Source organism: Streptomyces sp. NBC_00873 (assembly GCF_045207415.1).
GTDB lineage: Bacteria > Actinomycetota > Actinomycetes > Streptomycetales > Streptomycetaceae > Streptomyces.
Genome location: NZ_CP108803.1, coordinates 6,831,034 through 6,850,941, shown reverse-complemented (window position 1 = coordinate 6,850,941; position 19,908 = coordinate 6,831,034). Strand labels below are relative to the sequence as shown.

At 69.9% G+C, this 19,908-nt stretch carries 11 protein-coding genes and 4 pseudogenes; 6 read left to right on the top strand and 9 right to left on the bottom strand.

Annotated elements, in window-relative coordinates; all coding sequences use genetic code 11:
• Positions 1-129: 129 nt before the first annotated feature.
• Complete coding sequence (locus OH809_RS31600) at positions 130-2,907, bottom strand: OmpL47-type beta-barrel domain-containing protein (RefSeq protein ID WP_406515963.1); 2,778 nt, start codon at positions 2,905-2,907, stop codon at positions 130-132.
• A gap of 670 nt (positions 2,908-3,577) precedes the next feature.
• Between OH809_RS31600 and OH809_RS31595 the strand changes: the two genes are divergently transcribed.
• Positions 3,578-4,555 carry a multicopper oxidase domain-containing protein gene (locus OH809_RS31595; protein WP_406418491.1) on the top strand — a complete coding sequence of 326 codons (978 nt, stop codon included), beginning with the start codon at positions 3,578-3,580 and terminating at the stop codon, positions 4,553-4,555.
• Positions 4,556-4,840: 285 nt separating this feature from the next.
• A complete protein-coding gene (locus tag OH809_RS31590; RefSeq protein WP_406515962.1) occupies positions 4,841-8,884 on the top strand; it encodes a ThuA domain-containing protein in 4,044 nt (1,347 codons plus the stop codon).
• A gap of 290 nt (positions 8,885-9,174) precedes the next feature.
• On the opposite strand, the gene OH809_RS31585 is transcribed toward OH809_RS31590, so the two are convergent.
• A complete protein-coding gene (locus OH809_RS31585; protein WP_406418495.1) occupies positions 9,175-9,510 on the bottom strand; it encodes a chorismate mutase in 336 nt (111 codons plus the stop codon).
• 62 nt (positions 9,511-9,572) lie between these two features.
• A complete protein-coding gene (locus OH809_RS31580) occupies positions 9,573-10,472 on the bottom strand; it encodes a helix-turn-helix domain-containing protein (RefSeq protein WP_406418497.1) in 900 nt (299 codons plus the stop codon).
• 252 nt (positions 10,473-10,724) lie between these two features.
• On the opposite strand from OH809_RS31580, the gene OH809_RS31575 reads away from it, so the two are divergent.
• The 3 genes from OH809_RS31575 (at position 10,725) to OH809_RS31565 (ending at position 15,319) form a co-directional block, all read left to right on the top strand.
• The gene (locus tag OH809_RS31575; RefSeq protein WP_406418499.1) at positions 10,725-12,539 is read left to right on the top strand and encodes a glycoside hydrolase family 35 protein; all 1,815 of its coding nucleotides are present in this window, start codon (positions 10,725-10,727) and stop codon (positions 12,537-12,539) included.
• Positions 12,540-12,847: 308 nt separating this feature from the next.
• Positions 12,848-13,768, top strand: coding sequence for a hypothetical protein (locus tag OH809_RS31570; protein ID WP_406418500.1), 921 nt, complete (start codon positions 12,848-12,850; stop codon positions 13,766-13,768).
• A gap of 48 nt (positions 13,769-13,816) precedes the next feature.
• A complete protein-coding gene (locus OH809_RS31565; RefSeq protein WP_406515961.1) occupies positions 13,817-15,319 on the top strand; it encodes an ankyrin repeat domain-containing protein in 1,503 nt (500 codons plus the stop codon).
• 103 nt (positions 15,320-15,422) lie between these two features.
• Here OH809_RS31565 and OH809_RS31560 read toward each other — a convergent pair.
• The 6 genes and pseudogenes from OH809_RS31560 to OH809_RS31535 form a co-directional block, all read right to left on the bottom strand.
• Positions 15,423-15,593, bottom strand: a pseudogene (locus OH809_RS31560) (short-chain dehydrogenase); the annotation flags it as partial.
• 27 nt (positions 15,594-15,620) lie between these two features.
• On the bottom strand, positions 15,621-17,267 hold the full coding sequence (locus OH809_RS31555) for a DEAD/DEAH box helicase (RefSeq protein WP_406515960.1): 1,647 nt from the start codon (positions 17,265-17,267) through the stop codon (positions 15,621-15,623).
• A gap of 228 nt (positions 17,268-17,495) precedes the next feature.
• Positions 17,496-17,699 (bottom strand): cold-shock protein, encoded by a 204-nt coding sequence (locus tag OH809_RS31550; protein WP_003969786.1) that lies wholly within the window; start codon positions 17,697-17,699, stop codon positions 17,496-17,498.
• A 249-nt stretch (positions 17,700-17,948) separates the two neighbouring features.
• Positions 17,949-18,580: pseudogene (locus tag OH809_RS31545) on the bottom strand (hypothetical protein).
• A gap of 34 nt (positions 18,581-18,614) precedes the next feature.
• A complete protein-coding gene (locus OH809_RS31540) occupies positions 18,615-19,226 on the bottom strand; it encodes a TetR/AcrR family transcriptional regulator (RefSeq protein WP_406418506.1) in 612 nt (203 codons plus the stop codon).
• A gap of 54 nt (positions 19,227-19,280) precedes the next feature.
• Positions 19,281-19,397: pseudogene (locus OH809_RS31535) on the bottom strand (SDR family oxidoreductase); the annotation flags it as partial.
• Here OH809_RS31535 and OH809_RS31530 point away from each other — a divergent pair.
• Positions 19,386-19,835: pseudogene (locus OH809_RS31530) on the top strand (acyl-CoA dehydrogenase family protein); the annotation flags it as partial. The pseudogenes OH809_RS31535 and OH809_RS31530 sit on opposite strands and share 12 nt — an antisense overlap.
• Positions 19,836-19,908: the final 73 nt, after the last annotated feature.

Genomic DNA, 19,908 nt, shown 5'->3' with positions numbered 1-19,908 from the left:
GCCCGATGGGATGGAGCCGTCCAGCTCTCCACCCCATCGGTTTTGGTGCGCTGTCCGGTTCGCTCGGCGGGCCGCTGCCGCAGCCGGCCGAGGCACACGGCTCAGGCGGCGTCACCGCCCGGCCGTGACTCAGCGACCGGCGGGACCGCGGTTCGGCATGCCGACGTCGGACTGGCCGGCCGCCTTCTTGATCAGGGCGGCCTCCCGCTGGTCGAGGACCCCTTCCTTCCGCAGCGTCGTGACGATCTCCCCGACGTGTGAGACGAACGCGCCATGGTTGTTCCAGGCCCGGTGATCCTCGATCAGCTCGTTGACCGTGCAGCCGTTGGTCGTGACGCGGTTCGGGACACCGGTATTGATCGAACCGAGGAACACGGTGGAGCGGTCGTCCCTTTCAGGACAGTCGGTCGGCGGCTTGCTGTCGACGATGGTGAGGGACAGCGACTGCGGCGTGGCCGTGTTGCCGGCCTTGTCGGTGGCCCGGTAGAGCAAGGTGTGGCTCCCGGCTCTGTCGATCACCACCGGTGCGGAGTACTGCAGGTAGGGGCCGCCGTCGAGGGAGTACTCGATCCCGGCCACACCCGACCCCGTGTCCGAAGCCGTGACCGTCACCGTCGCACTGCCGACGTAGTCACCGGAGTCGTTCTTCGTGCCGGAGACGGAGGCCGACACCTGCGGCGGTGTCCTGTCCTCGGGCGGAGCCGCCACCACGGTGAACTCGACCGATTTCGCCGGCGAGGTGTTACCTGCCTTGTCGGTCGCCCGGTAGCTCAGCGTGTGCCGGCCCACGTCCTTCACCGCAACTGGCGCCGCGTAGTTACCGTATGACGCACCATCGAGGGCGTATTCGATTCCGGCCACGCCCGACTCGGCATCAGAAGCGCTCACTGTGACGGTCGCGCTCGATACATAGTTCCCGGCGGAGTCCTTCGTCCCCGACACCGTCGCGGACGTGTCGGGTGGCGTGGTGTCCTTCGGCGGTTCGGGCGCTACCACGGTGAACTCGACCGATTTCGCCGGCGAGGTGTTACCTGCCTTGTCGGTCGCCCGGTAGCTCAGCGTGTGCCGGCCCACGTCCTTCACCGCAACTGGCGCCGCGTAGTTACCGTATGACGCACCATCGAGGGCGTATTCGATTCCGGCCACGCCCGACTCGGCATCAGAAGCGCTCACTGTGACGGTCGCGCTCGATACATAGTTCCCGGCGGAGTCCTTCGTCCCCGACACCGTCACGGACGTGTCGGGTGGCGTGGTGTCCTTCGGCGGTTCGGGCGCTACCACGGTGAACTCGACCGATTTCGCCGGCGAGGTGTTACCTGCCTTGTCGGTCGCCCGGTAGCTCAGCGTGTGCCGGCCCACGTCCTTCACCGCAACCGGCGCCGCGTAGTTACCGTATGACGCACCATCGAGGGCGTATTCGATTCCGGCCACGCCCGACTCGGCATCAGAAGCGCTCACTGTGACCGTCGCGCTCGATACATAGTTCCCGGCGGAGTCCTTCGTCCCCGACACCGTCACGGACGTGTCGGGTGGCGTGGTGTCCTTCGGCGGTTCGGGCGCTACCACGGTGAACTCGACCGATTTCGCCGGCGAGGTGTTACCTGCCTTGTCGGTCGCCCGGTAGCTCAGCGTGTGCCGGCCCACGTCCTTCACCGCAACCGGCGCCGCGTAGTTACCGTATGACGCACCATCGAGGGCGTATTCGATTCCGGCCACGCCCGACTCGGCATCAGAAGCGCTCACTGTGACCGTCGCGCTCGATACATAGTTCCCGGCGGAGTCCTTCGTCCCCGACACCGTCACGGACGTGTCGGGTGGCGTGGTGTCCTTCGGCGGTTCGGGCGCTACCACGGTGAACTCGACCGATTTCGCCGGCGAGGTGTTACCTGCCTTGTCGGTCGCCCGGTAGCTCAGCGTGTGCCGGCCCACGTCCTTCACCGCAACCGGCGCCGCGTAGCTACCGTATGACGCACCATCGAGGGCGTATTCGATTCCGGCCACGCCCGACTCGGCATCAGAAGCGCTCACTGTGACCGTCGCGCTCGATACATAGTTCCCGGCGGAGTCCTTCGTCCCCGACACCGTCGCGGACGTGTCGGGTGGCGTGGTGTCCTTCGGCGGTTCGGGCGCTACCACGGTGAACTCGACCGATTTCGCCGGCGAGGTGTTACCTGCCTTGTCGGTCGCCCGGTAGCTCAGCGTGTGCCGGCCGACGCTGTTGACTTCAACTGGCGTTGTGTAGTTGCTGTATGAGGCGCCGTCGAGGGAGTATTCGATCCCGGCCACACCGGACTCCGCGTCAGAAGCCGTCAGTGTCACGTTCGCGCTGCCGACGTAGTTCCCGGCGGAGTCCTTCGTCCCCGACACCGTCGCTGACGTGTCCGGCGCAGTGGTGTCGTCGCCGGGCGCGGCGGTGACGATGAGCGTACCCGCCATCATCTGGTGGCCCGGCATTGCGCAGAAGTAGCGGTAGACGCCAGGTGTGAGGGTGACTTCGGCCGTGTGCCTGCCTCCCTGGGAGTCGAAGGGGCTCGCCAGGATGTTGAGGCTGACGTCGTTGTTGTAGTCGGGGTTCGAGGCGTCGAACGTCAGGGTGTGCGTGAGCCCCGTCGTGTTGCCGGTCGCCGCGCTGCTCTCGAACACAATGGTCGTCTTGCCCGCCACCGCGGTGGTGGGGGCTGACGTGTACTTCATGTAGTCGTCGCCGGCCGTCCAGGTGAGCACCTGGGTCGCTGCGGTCTCCTCCGCGCGATTCACCGCCGCGTACGCGGCCGGAACGGCCAATGCGAAAGCTGTGAAGACAACGGCCATCAGCGCCATCAGCACCGGATGCGCGCTGAGTCGGTCACGTAGCGCGGATCTTGAGGGGGGCGGATCCGTCTGGGCATGGAGCAGTCTTCTGAACACCGCTGCACCTTTCGGGAATTCGCTTGTGCGGCACCGCGCAGGACTCGCGGTCCCGCCGGGTGGACAATCAGCCGCCGGGATGAGCGCGTTCGAGACGCGAGTACTCCGCTCACCGGACCGGCGCCCTGGACGGAACGGGGCGAGTGCCGCGCTGCGGTTGATCGCCCGCGCGCGGCGACGGCGGGGGCCGCCGTCACTCACGCACAGGCGGCATCCGCCCCTGTCGCTGCGAGGCCGCTGGCACCGCGAACCCGAGGGCGGGGCTCACGCAACCTCTTTACCATGCGGCAACGATGGGAAGTTAGCGGGTCTTTTGACTATCCGCCAAGACCTATGACGAGAATCCAACCAACTTTGACCTGAGTCTGGAAAAACTGGATGCGTGCCCGCTACGGTGTCCAGGTCCCGAGGCGAATCCCCTTCGCCCAGCCGATCCGATCCCGGCCGTAGCCGGCACATCGAGCCAAGCCGGACCGCTTCCACCGGGGTCCGGCCAAGTCGGACCGTCTCCACCGGAGTCCGGTCCGACGATGGCCCCGCCTGCCTCGCGGGGCCGAACGCCCGGCGCACCACCGCGTACCGCCGTGACGGGACAGCTGCCGTCGCGGCGGCTCACACCACGACCACGAAACGCTTTCAGGCACGCGCGCGTTTCGAGGATTGGAGAGCGATGACCGACTCAGGCGCAGGCGCGAGACGCCTCTTCTCCCGGCGAGCGTTCGCCACCGGCGCGGCCGCCGCAGCGGTCGTGCCCACGGTGCTCGGCGCCACCGCCGCCGCCCCGAAGGACAAGCCCGGTGAAGGAAGCGGTAAAGGAAGCGACAAGGGCACCGTCCGCGAGCTGACGCTGTACATGGAGAACCTGCCGAACGGGCAGATGGGCTACGGCCTGGAGCCCGGTCAGGCGTCGATTCCCGGCCCGCTCATCGAGCTGACCGAGGGCGACACGATGCACATCGAGGTCGTCAACAACCTGAGCGTCGCCGCGAGTCTGCACGTGCACGGCGTGGACTACGACGTCGCCAGCGACGGCACCAAGATGAACGACAGCGTCGTCGAGCCGGGCGGCCGGCGGACCTACGTCTGGCGCACCCACGCCCCGGGACCGAACCACGACGGGACGTGGGAGGCCGGCAGCGCCGGCTACTGGCATTATCACGATCACAACGTGGGGACCGAACACGGCACGGGCGGCCTCAAGAAGGGCCTGTACGGCCCCGTGATCGTGCGCCGCAAGGGCGACGTGCTGCCCGACAAGCAGTTCACGGTCGTGTTCAACGACATGACGATCAACAACAAGGCCCATCACGACACCCCCACCTTCACGGCCGTCCGCGGCGAGCGGGTGGAGTTCATCGTCATCACCCACGGGGATTTCTTCCACACCTTCCATGTGCACGGCCACCGCTGGGTGGACAACCGCACCGGGATCCTGCAGGGTCCGCAGGACGTGAGCCGGGTCATCGACACCAAGACCGTCGGCCCCGCGGACTCCTTCGGGTTCCAGGTGATCGCGGGTGCCCGGGTCGGCGCAGGTGCCTGGATGTACCACTGTCACGTCCAGAGCCACGCGGACATGGGCATGGCCGGGATCTTCCTCGTGACCGAGGCCGACGGCACGGTCCCCGGCGGCATGCCCCACCACTAGAAGGCAACGGCGGGGTCCTGATGCGGGCTCCGCCCCCGAAGCCACGCCCGACAGGCCTGCCTGACGGCCTGACGGGCGTGTACCAGCCTGCCGCCGGTCGGTCCTCGCCCGCCAGGACCGGAGGAGAACCTGACCTCCCTGCTCCGGCACCCCCTCCTTCCCGGGCAGCGTGACCGCCCGCCGAAAGCCGCCTCGCCCGGCGCACACCGGGCGGGGCCCCTGCGGCAGCCCTCGCTCCAACCCCCTGATCACTCTTCCGTTTCCGGATCGAGTCAAGGAGCAAACATGGGCAAGAGAAACCGGTTCGCCCTGTCGAGACGACGCGGAGCGCCGCCGTCATGTCCTGCGGGGACCTCTCGTCACGCGTGGCCCTGGCGCCGCGCGGTCGTTCTGCTGTCGAGCGCCGCACTGGCGGTGGGGCTGTCCGGGCTGCCGGCCGTGCAGGCACAGGCGCAGCCGCCCGTCGAAAGCGCCAACCAGGACCAGGGAGCCGCCACCGACACCCAGGTGAACGTCCTGGTCTTCCACGGACCGGCCGCCAAGCAGGACGACCCGGTCAACAAGGCCACGGCAGCGATCGAGAACCTCGGCGAGAAGAACGGGTTCAAGGTCGTCGAGTCCGAGGACGCAAGCGTGTTCAACACCGCCGATCTCGCCAAGTACCGAGGGGTGGTGTTCCTGTCGGCCGACGGCGTGACGCTCAACGCCGAGCAGGAAGCCGCGTTCCAGTCGTACATCAACAACGGCGGCGGCTTCGTCGGCGTCCACGACGCCGCCCGGGCCCAGTCCGACTCCTCCTGGTTCACCGGGCTGATCGGCACCCGCCCCGCCCTGGGCCTCCCCGACCCCGAGAAGGTCGTCGCGAGCGCGGTCAACGGGGACAACCCGCCGAACGAGACCAAGGACAAGCTGTTCGACGGCAAGAACGACACCAAGTGGCTGGCCCGTACGCCGACCGGCTGGGTCACCATGAAGCTGGACAAGCCCGTCGCGGTGGTCAACTACGCGTTGACCTCAGCCAACGACTCCTCGGGACGGGACCCGAAGGACTGGAAGCTGCAGGGCTCGGAGGACGGCGAGACCTGGAAGACCCTGGACACCCGGACCGGCGAGACCTTCTCGTCGCGGTTCCAGACCAGGCAGTTCCAGTTCACCAACAGCACGGCCTACCAGCACTACCGGCTGGATATCACCGCGAACAGTGGTGAGCCGCTGACCCAGTTGGCCGAGCTGCGGCTCTTCAGCGCCAAACCGACGCCCCCGCAGGATTCCAAGGTCCAGCAGGCCGTCGTTGATGTGACGGACCGTCAGCATCCAGCCAACGAGGGACTTCCGCTCAACTGGACCCGATCCGACCAGTGGATCAACTGGGACCCCAACCCGATCGGCAAGGTCCACACCATTGCCCAGGTCGAGGAGGGGAAGTACAAGCCGGGGCTCAGCGCCAACGGCCCGTTCCACCCGATCTCGTGGTGCCGGGACTACGACGGCGGTCGGTCCTTCTACACCGGCATGGGCCGCACCGAGGAGAGCTACACCACCGACACGAAGTTCCAGAGCCACCTCCTCGGCGCCATCGAGTGGACCACCGGCATGGTCCGCGGTGACTGTCAGGCGACCATCGCGTCCAACTACACGACCGAGCGGCTGACCGCCCAGAACCAGGCGGGGCAGCTCGACCAGATCGGTGAGCCGCACGGTCTGACCATGGCCCCCGACGGCAAGGCCTTCTACATCGGCAAGGCCGCCTGCCCGTCCGGCCCGATCAGCTCCTGGAACGACCCCAAGGTCGGCCTGGGCTGCGGCACCATCCACCAGTGGGACCCCAAGACCAAGAAGGTCAAGCTGCTCACCACACTCGATGTGATGGGCAACCGGGGCAGCGGTGACGAGCTGGTCAAGAACGAGGAAGGCCTCGTAGGCGTCACCCTCGACCCGAAGTTCGAGAAGAACGGGTGGATCTACATCTACTGGATGCCGCACGAGTCGATCGACCGCGACAAGCGGATCGGCCAGCGGACGGTCTCCCGGCTGACCTACGACTTCGCGACCGAGTCCATCGACCAGGGCACCCGCAAGGACCTGCTGCACTGGGACACCCAGATCCACAGCTGCTGCCACGCCGGCGGCGGCATGTCCTTCGACAAGGACGGCAACCTCTACATCGGCTCCGGTGACAGCAACTCCTCCGGCGGCTCCAGCGGCTACTCCGGGAACAACTGGACCCAGGACTACAAGGGTGTCTCCTTCCAGGACGCCCGCCGCACCTCCGGCAACACCAACGACCTCAACGGCAAGATCATCCGCATCCACCCCGAGGCCGACGGCACCTACACCATCCCCAAGGGCAACCTCTTCCCGCCGGGCACGGCCAAGACCCGCCCCGAGATCTACGTGATGGGTGTCCGCAACATCGCACGGCTCTCCGTCGACCCGGTGCACAACTGGCTGAACGCCGGCTGGGTCGGGCCGGACGCGGGAGCCCCGAGCCCCGAGCTGGGCCCGGCCAAGTACGAGACGGCCACGATCATCACCTCCGCGGGCAACCAGGGCTGGCCGTACTGCATGGGCAACCGGCAGCCGTACCGTGACCGCAGCAACACCGACGCCAGTGTCCTCACCGGCTGGTACGACTGCGACCACCTCAAGAACGAGTCGCCGCGCAACACCGGCCTGGTGGACATCCCGCCGGCCCGCGACAACATGATCTGGTACTCGCCCCAGGGCGGCGGCCCGGTCTTCCCCAAGCGCTCCGACGGCAGCGGTGTCCCGAGCTACGTCGACAGCGAGGCCACCTACACCCAGCCGTACCTCAAGGGCGGCGGCCAGGCCATCATGTCCGGTCCGACCTACCACCGCTCCCAGGTGGACACCAAGAGCGGTGTCGCCTGGCCGGCGTACTGGGAGGACAAGTGGTTCATCGGTGACGAGTCCAACTCCAACAACCGGGTCGCGGTGACCGTCGACCCCGACCAGGTCAAGGACGCGGGCGCGCCGGCCTTCGGCGAGGACCTGCGCAGCATCATCGCGCCCGGCAGCGGCTCCACCCAGCTGCAGAGCTGGATGGACGCCAAGTTCGGTCCCGACGGTGCGCTGTACATGCTCGACTACGCGGGCGGTTTCTTCAGCCTGCACTCCAACCAGAAGCTCATCCGCATCGCCTACAAGGGTGGCCCGGCCACCCCGAAGCCGCAGGACGCCGGGGCGCGCGTCATCACCCAGAGCAAGCCCAAGACGGTGGCGTTCTCCGGTGCCAAGGTCGGCGGTGTGGCCTGGGAGTGGGACTTCGGTGACGGCAGCGCGCCGTCGCACGAGGCCAACCCCACTCACACCTACGCCGACTACGGCACGTACCACGCGAAGCTGACGGTCACCTACGCCGACGGCGAGAAGGCCACCGCGACGTTCGACGCCGAGGCCGGCTGCCCCGCGCCCGACGCCCGTCCGACCGTCAAGCTGCTCGACACCGACACCGGCGTGGCCAACCACCGCGCGGGCGGCGCCTGCACTGTCAACGACCTGATCGACGACGAGGCGTCCTGGCCGAACCACGGCGAGTTCGTCAGCCACGTCAACGCCGTGGTCAACGACCTCCGCAAGGAGGACGTCCTCGACAACCGCGAGTCGGCGGCGATCAGCAAGGCGGCGGCGCAGAGCAAGATCGGCAAGGTCGCCGGGTACCAGCCCCTCTTCGACGGGACCGCGGCGAGCCTCGCCGACTGGCGGCAGGCCGGCCCCGGGAAGTTCTCCCTCCAGCCCGACGGCACCATCCGCGGCTCAGGCGGCCTGGGCATGCTGTGGTACGCCAAGCAGGAGCTCGGAGACTTCTCGGTCAGGCTCCAGTTCCGGGACATGGCTCCGGGCAACGGCAACGCCAACAGCGGTGTCTTCATCCGGTTCCCGGACCCGCGGACGCCGCTGGCCGACCGTCCGGCCGGCAGTTGCGGGACGGTCGGTTCGGCTCGCACCGCCCCCGAGTGGCTCGCGATCTACTGCGGTCAGGAGATCCAGATCTACGACGGGACCACGGGCGAGGTCCAGAAGACCGGCTCGGTGTACAACTTCAAGCCGCTGGGCCTGGACAAGGCGGGGGTGACCCCCAAGGGCCAGTGGAACGACTATGAGATCCGCGCGGTCGGGCAGCACTACACGATCATCCGCAACGGCGTGGTGATCAACGAGTTCGACAACACGCCCGGCAAGTCGTCGTCCCGGGCGGGTGACCCGCCCACGGACCTGCGTCAGTTCCTCAGCGGGTACGTGGGGTTGCAGAACCACAGCAACAACGACCTGATCGAGTTCCGCAACATCCGGGTGCGGAACCTGTAGTCGCGAGCGGTCAACCCGAAGCGTGACTCCGGGGGAGGCTACCCCCTCGGACACTCGCTGTAGCGGCACGGAAGCGAGGGCCGCGGCCTTGTGGTCGCGGCCCTCGCTGCGTGTTCGTACCTGACTGATGTTCGTCAGGGCTTCGTGGAGTGGGTGATCTCCAGGAGATCACGTTCGGTGGCGTCCAGCTGCCTGGCCTCCACCGAGTAGTCCGCAATCAGTACCCGTCGCCGGCGCATCCGGTCCACCCAATTCCGCTCGGCCCGCCGTACGGTGCAGGGTGCAGAGGATCAGTTCTCGGAGGCTGCGTCGCCGGTCGGGGGGTCACCGGCAATCCGCTCATGGTGCCTGATCACTTCGGCGATGATGAAGTTCAGGAGCTTCTCGGCGAAGGCGGGGTCGAGTTTCGCGTTCTCGGCGAGGCTGCGCAGGCGGGCGATCTGTTCGTTTTCGCGGGTCGGGTCGGCCGGGGGCAGTTTGTGGTTGGCCTTGAGATGCCCGACCTGCTGGGTGCACTTGAAGCGCTCGGCGAGCATGTGGACAACAGCAGCGTCGATGTTGTCGATGCTTTCGCGGAGCCGGTTCAGTTCCGCGCGTACGGACTCGTCCATGTCGCTCGTGGTCATGGTCGTCGAGCTTACGGTCTCCCCCGCGACAGGGAGTGGGCTCCCTGTCGCGGGGGAGGCTGTTAGGCGCCCGGGGTCCACGCGGTGATCGTCGGCGGGTGTTCGGGGTCGGGGACCTGGTCGCTCCAGCCGCCGGGAACGGCGCGGCCCTGTTGTTCGCGGAAGCGGACGGGGGCGGTGCCGACGCGGCGGGCGAAGAGGCGGGAGAAGTAGGCGGGGTCGTCGTAGCCGACGCGGCGGGCGACTGCGGCGACCGGCAGGTCGGTTGCGGCGAGGAGCTCTTTGGCTCGGCCGAGGCGGATGCCGAGGAGGTAGTCCTTGGGGCTGCAGCCGGCGCCGCGGCGTACGGCGGTGCGCAGTTCGGCGGGGGTCATGCTGTGGCGGGCCGCGTGTTCGGCGACGGAGAGGGGCTGGAATGCGTCGCGGGCGAGGGCCTGGAGGACGGGGTCGCCGTCGGGGCTGACGTCGGCGCGGGCGCGGCGCAGGGCGACGAGGAGTTCGTGGACGGCGGCGCCGGTCTCGACTTCGAGGAGGGGATTGCCGCGTCTGGCGGCGCGGACCATGCGGCTGACGGCGGCACGTGGTCCTGCGGTGTCGGCGAGGGGGACGAGGGGGCGGTCGGGTTCGATGTAGCCGAGTTCGGTGTAGGTGGTGGTGGCGGGGCCGGTGAAGTCGACGAAGGCTTCGTCCCAGCCGGTGCCGGGGTCGGCGCCGTAGTGGTGCGGGGTGCCGGGCGTGAGCCAGATGAGGCTGGGGGCGGTGACGGGTGTGCGGCGGCCGTCGGGGCCGCTGAACCAGCCGCTGCCGGAGTTGATGACGACGGCGACGTGGTGGTCGAGGGTGCGGGGGCCGACGGTGGGCAGGGCGCCGTGTTGCAGGCCGACGCCCAGGCAGACGAGGCCGAGGCGGTGGTGGAGCGTGCTGGGCGTGAAGAATCGCATCCAGGTGTGGTACGTCGGCATCGGCTTTCCTTCCTCCGCTCGGCTCGGCCGGCTCGGCTCCGCCGGGCTCGCTCCGGTTCGGTCGGCCGCGGTGATCTGCGCATTGGGTCCAAACAGCAGTGATCTTTGTCCATGGACCGGCTGCACGCCAGGGGGCGAGGGTGGATGGAACATTCCTCCCGGGTTCGCCCGCTCCGTGGTGCGTGCCGTTGTACGGACCCGGGGCACTCGGGCCCGGGGTTGGGACCGGCGCAACAGGAGAGTACGAGCACGATGGCTGATTTCACCGTGGGGGACGACCACTTCCGGCTCGACGGGAAGCCCGTACGCCTGCTGTCGGGGGCGCTGCACTATTTCCGGGTGCACGAGGCGCAGTGGGATCACCGGCTGTCGATGCTGCGGGCGATGGGCCTGAACTGTGTGGAGACGTACGTTCCGTGGAATCTGCATGAGCCGGAGCCCGGGCTGTTCCGGGAGGTTGCGGCGCTCGGCCGGTTCCTGGACGCAGCGCGCCGGGCGGGGCTGTGGGCGATCGTGCGCCCGGGTCCATATATCTGTGCCGAGTGGGAGAACGGCGGGTTGCCCGCGTGGGTGACGGGCCGGTTCGGGCGGCGGGTGCGGACGCGGGACGCCGGGTATCTGGAGGCGGTCGAGCGGTGGTTCGCCGAGTTGTTGCCGCAGGTGGTGGAGCGGCAGATCGACCGCGGCGGCCCGGTGGTCATGGTTCAGGTGGAGAACGAGTACGGGAGCTACGGAACCGATCAGGTCTATCTGGGGCGGCTGGCGGAGGTGCTGCGCGGGCACGGCGTGAGCGTGCCGCTGTTCACGTCGGACGGACCGGAGGACCACATGCTGACGGGTGGTTCCGTGCCGGGGTTGCTGGCGACGGCGAATTTCGGCTCGGGGGCGCGTGAGGCGTTCGAGGTGCTGCGGCGGCATCAGCCGGAGGGTCCGCTGATGTGTATGGAGTTCTGGTGCGGCTGGTTCGAGCACTGGGGTGCCGCGCCGGTGGTCCGGGATCCGGCGGAGGCCGCGGAGGCGCTGCGGGAGATTCTGGAGTGCGGGGCATCGGTGAATGTCTACATGGCGCACGGGGGGACGAATTTTGCGGGCTGGGCGGGGGCGAACCGCTCGGGTCCGGTGCAGGACCAGGATTTTCAGCCGACGGTGACGTCGTACGACTACGATGCGCCGATCGACGAGTACGGGCGGCCGACGGAGAAGTTCTGGCTGTTCCGGAATGTCCTGGCGGAGTTCGCGGACGGTCCGCTCCCGGAGCTGCCGCCGGAGCCGGCCGGGCCCCCGGCGCCGGTGCGGGCGGAGCTGACCGGGTGGGCGTCGCTGTCTGTGGTGCTGGAGGTGCTGGGCGACCCGGAACAGGCGGAGTCCGGTGTTCCGCCGACGTTCGAGGAGCTGGGCGTGGACCGGGGCCTGGTGCGGTACGAGGTCGCCGTTCCGGGTTCACGACGCCCGTATGCGCTGGGTGTGTCCGGGCTCCGGGACCGGGCGGTGGTGTATGTGAACGGGGTCCGGGAAGGCGTGCTGAGCGGCGAGAGCGCCACCCTCGACGAGCCGGTGGCCGGGCCCGCGTCGGTCGAGCTGTGGGTGGAGTCGCTGGGCCGGGTCAATTACGGGCCGCGGCTGGGTGAGCCGAAGGGCATCACGGGCGGCGTCCGGCACGAGCGGCAGTATCTGCACGGGGTACGGGCGCGGGGGCTGCGGCTGGCCGCTTTCGAGGAGCCGGGTGCGGTGGACGCGGTGCCCTTCGAGGCTGTCGCCGAGGGGGGTCGTGCCGGGCTGTACCGGGGTTCGTTCGAGTCGGCGGTCTCGGGGCGCGCGGGTCTTCCGGATCACGCGGGGATCGAACTGCCGGGCTGGACGCGCGGGTTCGTCTGGGTGAACGGTTTCTGTCTGGGCCGGTACTGGTCGGCGGGTCCGCAGCGGACGCTGTATGTGCCAGGTCCGGTTCTGCGGGAGGGCGTCAACGAGGTGTGGGTGCTGGAGGTGGAGGGCGCCGGGGATCCGTGGGTGGAGCTGGGTCCGGGTGTGCCCGTCCGGACGGGCACACCCGGGGGTGCTCAGGGCTGATGCGGTGGGGCCGGTCGGGGGGTAGCACTGCCGGCCGCCGCCCTCGGTGGCGGCGCCCCGGCCTGCGATGGTGAAGGTACCCGCGAGCGGTGTACGGGGCTGTCCTCGCCGCTGTTTCCCGTGCATCCGCTTACGGCCTGCCCCGCGACAGGGAGTGGGCTCCCGACGCCCTGCGACTGCGCTTGCGGCGTCGTCGTCGGTCACCCAGGCTCCGCGTCGACTCCGTCCTCCGCCTTGCCGTCGAAGCCGCATGACGCCCTCGCCGATCCACTCCCTGTCGCGGGGGAGGCCGTTACAGTGGAAGCCGGTTGAGCGTCACGGATGGGGGTGCGGACGTGACGGACGGCGGCCCGGTGGTGCATGGCTTCCCTCATCTGGACATCGTCCGGTCCGCGATCACCGCGCTGTACCGGAGGCTGTCGTACAACGGTGTGCGCAGGTACGCCCCGAGCCTGTTGCCCGCCGACGCGGCCTTCTCCGACCAGGACGATCTGCATCTGGGGGCGCAGCGCGTGGCGCGGGCGATGGTCCGGCATCTGCATCTGCCGGATGCCCGCATGATCGTCGGGTTCCGGGCGATGGAGCATGCGGGGAGTGTCGAACTCGCGGCGGGGCCCGAGTACTTCATCGAGCTCAACGACCGTTTCCGCACTCATCGCAGGGACATCGGTGCCGCGCTGTCGCACGAGGTGATGCATGTGCTGTTGCACCGGCTGGGTCTGGAGTTCCCCGGTACGCGGGACAACGAGATCCTGACCGACACGGCGGCGGCGTATCTGGGGGCGGGCTGGCTGCTGCTCGACGCGTTCCGGGAGGACGCCGCCTCCAGTCAGAAGCTCGGCTATCTCACCCCGGAGGAGTTCGGGTATGTGCTGGCCAAGCGGGCGTTGGTGTTCGATGAGGATCCGTCGCCGTGGTTCACGAGTCCGCAGGCGTATACGGCGTACGTGAAGGGGCGGGCGCTGGCGCTGCGGGACGGGCAGCAGCCTCCGCTGGCGGCGGCGGGCTGGGCCGGCCGGCACCGTTACGCGAAGGACCGGCGGTACGCCCAGGACCATGCGGGGGCCGCCGCGACCCCCGGGGTCCCGTACCGGTTCGAGGAGGGTCCGGGGGGTTGGCGGGTCTCGTTCACCTGCCCGACCTGCCACCAGCGCGTCCGGGTACCGGTCCGCGGCCGGGTGCGGGCGCGGTGCGGGTTGTGCCGCACGGTACTGGACTGCAATACCTGAGCCCGTCGGGGCCCTCCGTCGTAGAGTCGATGGGTGGCAGAAGATCCGATGACGGACACGCGGAACCTGTTCGAGGCCCTGTACGAGGGTGAGGACGCCGTCGTGCGGCTGCTGCGCGCGGGGGTGCCCGCCGAGTCGGTCGACGAGAACGGTGCGACGGCGCTCTATCTGGCGGCGGTGTCGGACCGGCCGGGTGTGGTGCGGCTGCTGCTGGCGGCGGGCGCCGATCCGGACCGGGCGTGCGGGCCCGAGGCGGGCGATCTGCCGATCTGCGGGGCGGCGTGCGGCGGCCACACGGAGGTGGTCGGGGCGCTGCTGGCGGCCGGGGCGCAGCCGGATCTGCGGGAGCAGTTCGGGTTCACGGCGCTGCGGTGGGCGGTGGGTCTGGGACATGCGCGGACCACGGAGGTGCTGCTCGCCCATGGGGCGGACCCCGATCTGCCGGGACCGGGGCCGCGGCATGAACCGCCGCTGGTGTTCGCGGTACGGCGCGGGTCGCTGGAGACCGTGCGGGCGCTGCTGCGGTACGGGGCGGGTGCGCGGGCCGGGGCGCTGGAGGAGGCGCTGCGGGAGGCGCGCCGGATGCTTGCGCTGGATGTGGAGCAGGAGATGCGGCGCGCGCTCCGGGAGATGTACGGGGACGGGCCGGGGACGGTGGTGCGCCGTACGCCGGTGGACGGCGGGGAGACGGTGACCGTCGAACTGGTGCGGGACGGGGTGCCGTTCGCGGGGCAGGAGCAGCAGACGGGGCACGGTGCGATCACCACGGTCCTGGAAGGGGAGCTGGGTCTGCGGACGCCGTACGCGGAGCTGGCGGCGCGGGCGCTGCGCGGCGGGAACCCGGAACTGGACAACTGGCACGAGGCGGTCGAGGTGCTGTGGCGGCGGGGCGACGAGGAGACGTTCCAGGCGGGCGCGGCGTGGTGCGCGAGCGACGGTGAGCCGTTGCGGCAGGCGTTCGGTGCGGATGTGCTGGCCCAGCTCGGTTTCCTCACCGGGTCGAAGCCTTTTGCCGGCCGTTCGGTTCCGCTGCTGCGGGAGCTGGCGCGGGAGGCGGCGGATACGGAGCTGATCCAGTCGGCGGTGCTGGGGCTGGGGCACCATGGGGATCCGGTGGCGCTGCCGGAGGTGTTGCGGCATGCGCGGAATCCGGAGCGGGTGGTGCGCCGTGCGGTGACGCTGGCGCTGTTCGACCTGGTCTCCGGTGACCATGTGGAGGGGGTCGCGGCGCTGGTGGGGCTGAGCCGGGACACCGATGCGGAGGTGCGGGACTGGGCTACGACGGCGCTGGCCGCGCTGGACGCGGACACGCCGGTGCTCCGCGCGGCGCTGGCGGAGCGGCTGGACGACGCGGATCCGGACACGGTCGCGGAGGCCGCACAGGGCCTGGCGCGGCGTCAGGATCCGCGGGCGGTGCCGGTGTTGGAGCGGTTGCTGCAGGAGTCGGAGCCGGACGGTTATGCGCGGGCGGTGGCGGCCGACGCGGCGGCGTGCGCGGCGGACGGCCCGGTCAGGGAGCGTCTGGAACGGATGCGTCCGCGCCTGCCGTGAGCGGCGCGGTGACGAGCGGGCAGCGGGTGGCCGAGTAGCGGGATGAGGCCCGGACAGGCCGGTGTGGGGAGCGGGACCGCTGTCGGAGCAGCCCCGCCCCGCCCTACCGCGCCCCGTACACCGGCTCCGCCGGCACCGCCTGCGCCAGCAGCTTCCGGGTGGCCTCCCCCGCCTCCGCGGGCGCCCACCGTGCCCCCCGGTCCGCGGTGGGTCCGGGGCGCCAGCCCTCCATCACGGTGATGCGGCCCCCCTCCGCCTCGAAGACCCGTCCGGTCGACCGGTCACCGCACCTCGTACGCGGCTACGCCGCCCTGCGACCCCGCGCGGCCGCGCTGCCGTTGCTTCGCCCGGAGCCTCCCGCACGCCCCGAAGCCGCGCCCGAACCGTTGCCACGGCCCGCGCCGCCGGCCCGTGCTGCGCCGCCACCCTGCGTGGCCCCGGCCCCGGCTCCGCTTCCGGCGCCGGACCCACCGCGTCGGCCCCGGCCCCGGGTGCCGGAACGGAACGGCGCACCGCCTCCGGTTCCACCTGCCCCGCCCGACCGTGTGCGCGGCTTCGGCTGGGTCGGCTGGGGGACCTCGACGACGACCGCGATGCCGGACGGCTCGCGCGCCCCGGTGATCCGGCTGAGTTCCTCGTCGCTGGACTTGATCCGGGTGGTTCGCGGCGCAATGCCCGCGTCGGCCATCAGCCGGGTCATTTCCCGCTTCTCCTCCGGCAGCACCAGTGTGACGACGCTGCCCGATTCCCCGGCGCGCGCCGTGCGACCGCCGCGGTGGAGGTAGTCCTTGTGGTCCGTCGGCGGGTCCACGTTCACGACCAGGTCGAGGTCGTCGACGTGAATGCCGCGGGCGGCCACGTTCGTCGCGACGAGCGCGGTGACCTGGCCGTTCTTGAACTGGTCGAGCGTCCGGTTGCGCTGCGGCTGGGAGCGCCCGCCGTGCAGTGCGGCAGCCCGGACACCGCTGGCCAGCAGCCGCTTGGCGAAGCGGTCGGCGGCACGCTTGGTGTCCACGAACATGATCACTCGGCCGTCGCGGGCCGCGATCCTGGTGGCGATCGCCTTCTTGTCGGTCTCGTCGGCCACATGCAGCACGTGGTGCTCCATGGTGGTGACGGCGCCCGCGGAGGGGTCGACCGAGTGCACGACCGGGTCGGTCAGGAACATCTTGACCAGCCGGTCGATGTTCTTGTCCAGGGTCGCGGAGAACAGCATCCGCTGACCGTCCGGCTCGACCTGCTTGAGCAGTCCGACGACCTGGGGCATGAAGCCCATGTCGGCCATCTGGTCGGCCTCGTCGAGAACGGTGATGGACACCTGGTCGAGTCGGGCGTCGCCGCGCTCGATGAGGTCCTTCAGCCGGCCCGGCGTGGCGACGAGCACCTCGGCGCCGCGGCGCAGCGTGCCGGCCTGCTTGCTGATCGACATGCCGCCGACGACGGTGGCGAGCCGCAGGTTCACGGATGTCGCGTACGGCGTGAGCGCGTCGGTGACCTGCTGGGCGAGCTCGCGGGTCGGGACGAGGACGAGTGCCAGCGGGGCGCGCGGTTCGGAGCGGCGTCCGGCGGTGCGGGCGAGAAGCGCGAGGCCGAAGGCCAGGGTCTTGCCGGAGCCGGTGCGGCCGCGGCCGAGGATGTCCCGGCCTGCGAGCGAGTTCGGCAGGGTGGCGCCCTGGATCGGGAACGGATCGGTGACGCCCTGCGCGGCAAGGGTTTTCAGCAGGGCGGCGGGCATGTCCAGCTCGGCGAACGCCTCGACGGCGGGCAGTGCGGGGGTCATGGTTTCGGGCAGGGCGAATTCGCCCTGCGGCGGCGTGGCCCTGCGACGGGGCGACGCCTTGCCGGATCCCTTGCCGGAACCCTTGGCGGTTGCCTGTGCCGGGGCCGTGCCGCGCCCCCTCGACGGGCGGGTGCGGGCGGGTCGGTCCTGGCGTTCGGAGCGGGTCATACGGAATTGCCCTCCTGGGGATTCCTGGGAACTACTTGGGACTGCTGGGGGACTGCTGGGGACTCTACGGAGCGCGCGTACCGGCTCGTGAATTCTCGGTGAATGTTCGAGAATTCCGGTCGTATGTGCGTACGCGTGGGACTCTCGGCGTACTTCCCCGGGACAGCACAAGCCGGGACCCGCACCTTCACGGTGCGGGCCCCGGCTGCGAGGTACGCGTCGCGGCAATTAGGCCGGGACGATGTTCTCCGCCTGCGGGCCCTTCTGGCCCTGCGTGACGTCGAAGGAGACCTTCTGGCCCTCCTGGAGTTCACGGAAGCCCGAGGTGGCGATGTTGGAGTAGTGGGCGAAGACGTCAGCGCCGCCGCCGTCCTGCTCGATGAAGCCGAAGCCCTTTTCCGAGTTGAACCACTTCACGGTTCCAGTAGCCATGTCATTCTCCTCAAGAGGTGCAGTGCCGGAAATCCGCACTTTACGAATTCCAAGTCGCCGCATTGAGCCCCATCCGGAGAAAGCCGGAAAACAATAATGCGCCTGAGGAAGCATTCCCGTCAGGCGCACATAAAGTTCATGGGTACCAAAACTGCAACCGGACCACCGTAGCACGTTCTGCCGACCAGTGGTGGATCTTGCCACGCCGCCGGTCGGCGGACTCCCGCGGAAGCCTTGGCGGCACCCGGTTCACAGCCGTTCGATGATCGTCACGTTCGCCTGGCCGCCGCCCTCGCACATGGTCTGCAGGCCGTAGCGGCCGCCCATGCGTTCCAGTTCGTGCAGCAGCGTCGTCATCAGCCTGGTGCCGGTGGCGCCGAGCGGGTGCCCGAGCGCGATCGCTCCGCCGTTGACGTCGACCCGGTCCGGGTCGGCACCGGTCTCCTTCAGCCAGGCCGGCACGACCGGCGCGAACGCCTCGTTGATCTCGACCAGGTCGATGTCGTCGATGGTCATGCCGGCCTTCTTCAGTGCGTACGCGGTGGCCGGGATGGGCGCCGACAGCATCCGGACCGGGTCCTCGCCACGCACCGAGAGGTGGTGGATGCGGGCGCGCGGGGTGACGCCGTGTCCGGCGACGGCACCTCCTCGGGCAGCCCCGCCGCCAGCCAGCAGGTCCGGGCGATGTCGCCGGCCTGCGGTCCGACGGTGTCGAGGCAGCCGAAGACGACGTCCTCGACGGCCGCCGGGTCGATGCCGGTGCGCTCGACGAGGGCCCCCAGCACATGGGCGCCGAGGTCGGCGGGGTGGACGGCCCCGAGGCCTCCCCCGCGCCGGCCGACTGGGGTGCGTACCGCTTCGACGAGGTAGGCCTCGGCCATGACTGCCGCTCCTTGAGAGGTCCGTGAGTGTGGGTTACGTACGCAGAGCGATGCCGTCCAGCACCATCGAGAGATACTGGCGGGCGATTTCCTCGGGGCTGTGCTGTCCGCCCGGCCGGTACCAGGAGGCCGCTACCCAGACGGTGTCGCGGACGAACCGGTAGGTGAGCCGGATGTCGAGGTCGGCGCGGAAGACCTCGGCGGCGACGCCGCGTTCCAGCGTGCCGAGCCAGGCCTTCTCGAACTTCTGCTGGGAGTCGACGAGATAGGCGAAGCGCGGCTGGGTGGCGAGGTGCCTGGACTCCTTCTGATAGATGGCGACGGCGGCGCGGTGCCGGTCGATTTCCCGGAAGGACTCGGTGACGAGCGCCTCGATGGTCTCGCGGGGGCCGAGTCCCGCGGCGAGCACCGCGTCGTACCCCTCCCAGAGTTCGGTGAGGAAGGTGGAGAGGATCTCGTCGACCATCGATTCCTTGGAATCGAAGTGGTAGTAGAGGCTGCCCGCGAGCATCCCGGCCTCGTCCGCGATCCTGCGGACGGTGGTGGCGTTGTATCCCTGCGCGGCAAAGACCTCGGCGGCGGTGTCGAGGAGTTCGCGGCGCCGCTCGGGCGAGGGGGTCACCTGGGGCTTCTTCTTGGTAGGCACCCGCCCATTCTCCGCCCATGCGATGCCCCTGCGGACGCGTCGGCGGGTGCCCGGTCAGGCATGCTGGCTGCTGACCGGGACGACTTCGCCCGTCATGTACGAGGAGTAGCCGCTGGCCAGGAAGACGATGACATTGGCGACCTCCCATGGTTCGGCGTACCGGCCGAACGCGCTGCCGCCGCGGCGGCGGACTGGGCGGCGTTCGCGACGGCGGCGCAGGCGCTGGGGACGGGTGAGGCGCTGCTGCGGGCGACGGTCGAGTACGTGAAGCGGCGCACGCAGTTCGGGGTGGCGATCGGATCGTTCCAGGCGGTCAAGCACCGGCTGGCGGACACGTTGACCGGCCTGGAGTTCGCCCGCCCACTGCTGTACGGGGCGGCGCTGGCGCTCGCCGAGGAGACACCGCGCGCCGGGGCGGATGTGGCGGCGGCGAAGGTCACGGCGGGCGAGGCGGCCCATGCGGCGGCGCGGGCGGCGCTGCAGTTGCATGGGGCGGTGGGGTATACGGACGAACTGGACCTGTCGCTGTGGCTGCGGAAGGCGAGGCCACTGCGGGACGCCTGGGGAGCGCCGGGGGCGTGCCGGGAGCGAGTGGTGGCGGGCGACTGAGAGGCTGCCGGGGGGCGTCCGCCGGTCGTTCTGTCCTCAGTCGCCGGGCCGAGGGGAGGTGCCTGCCGGGCCC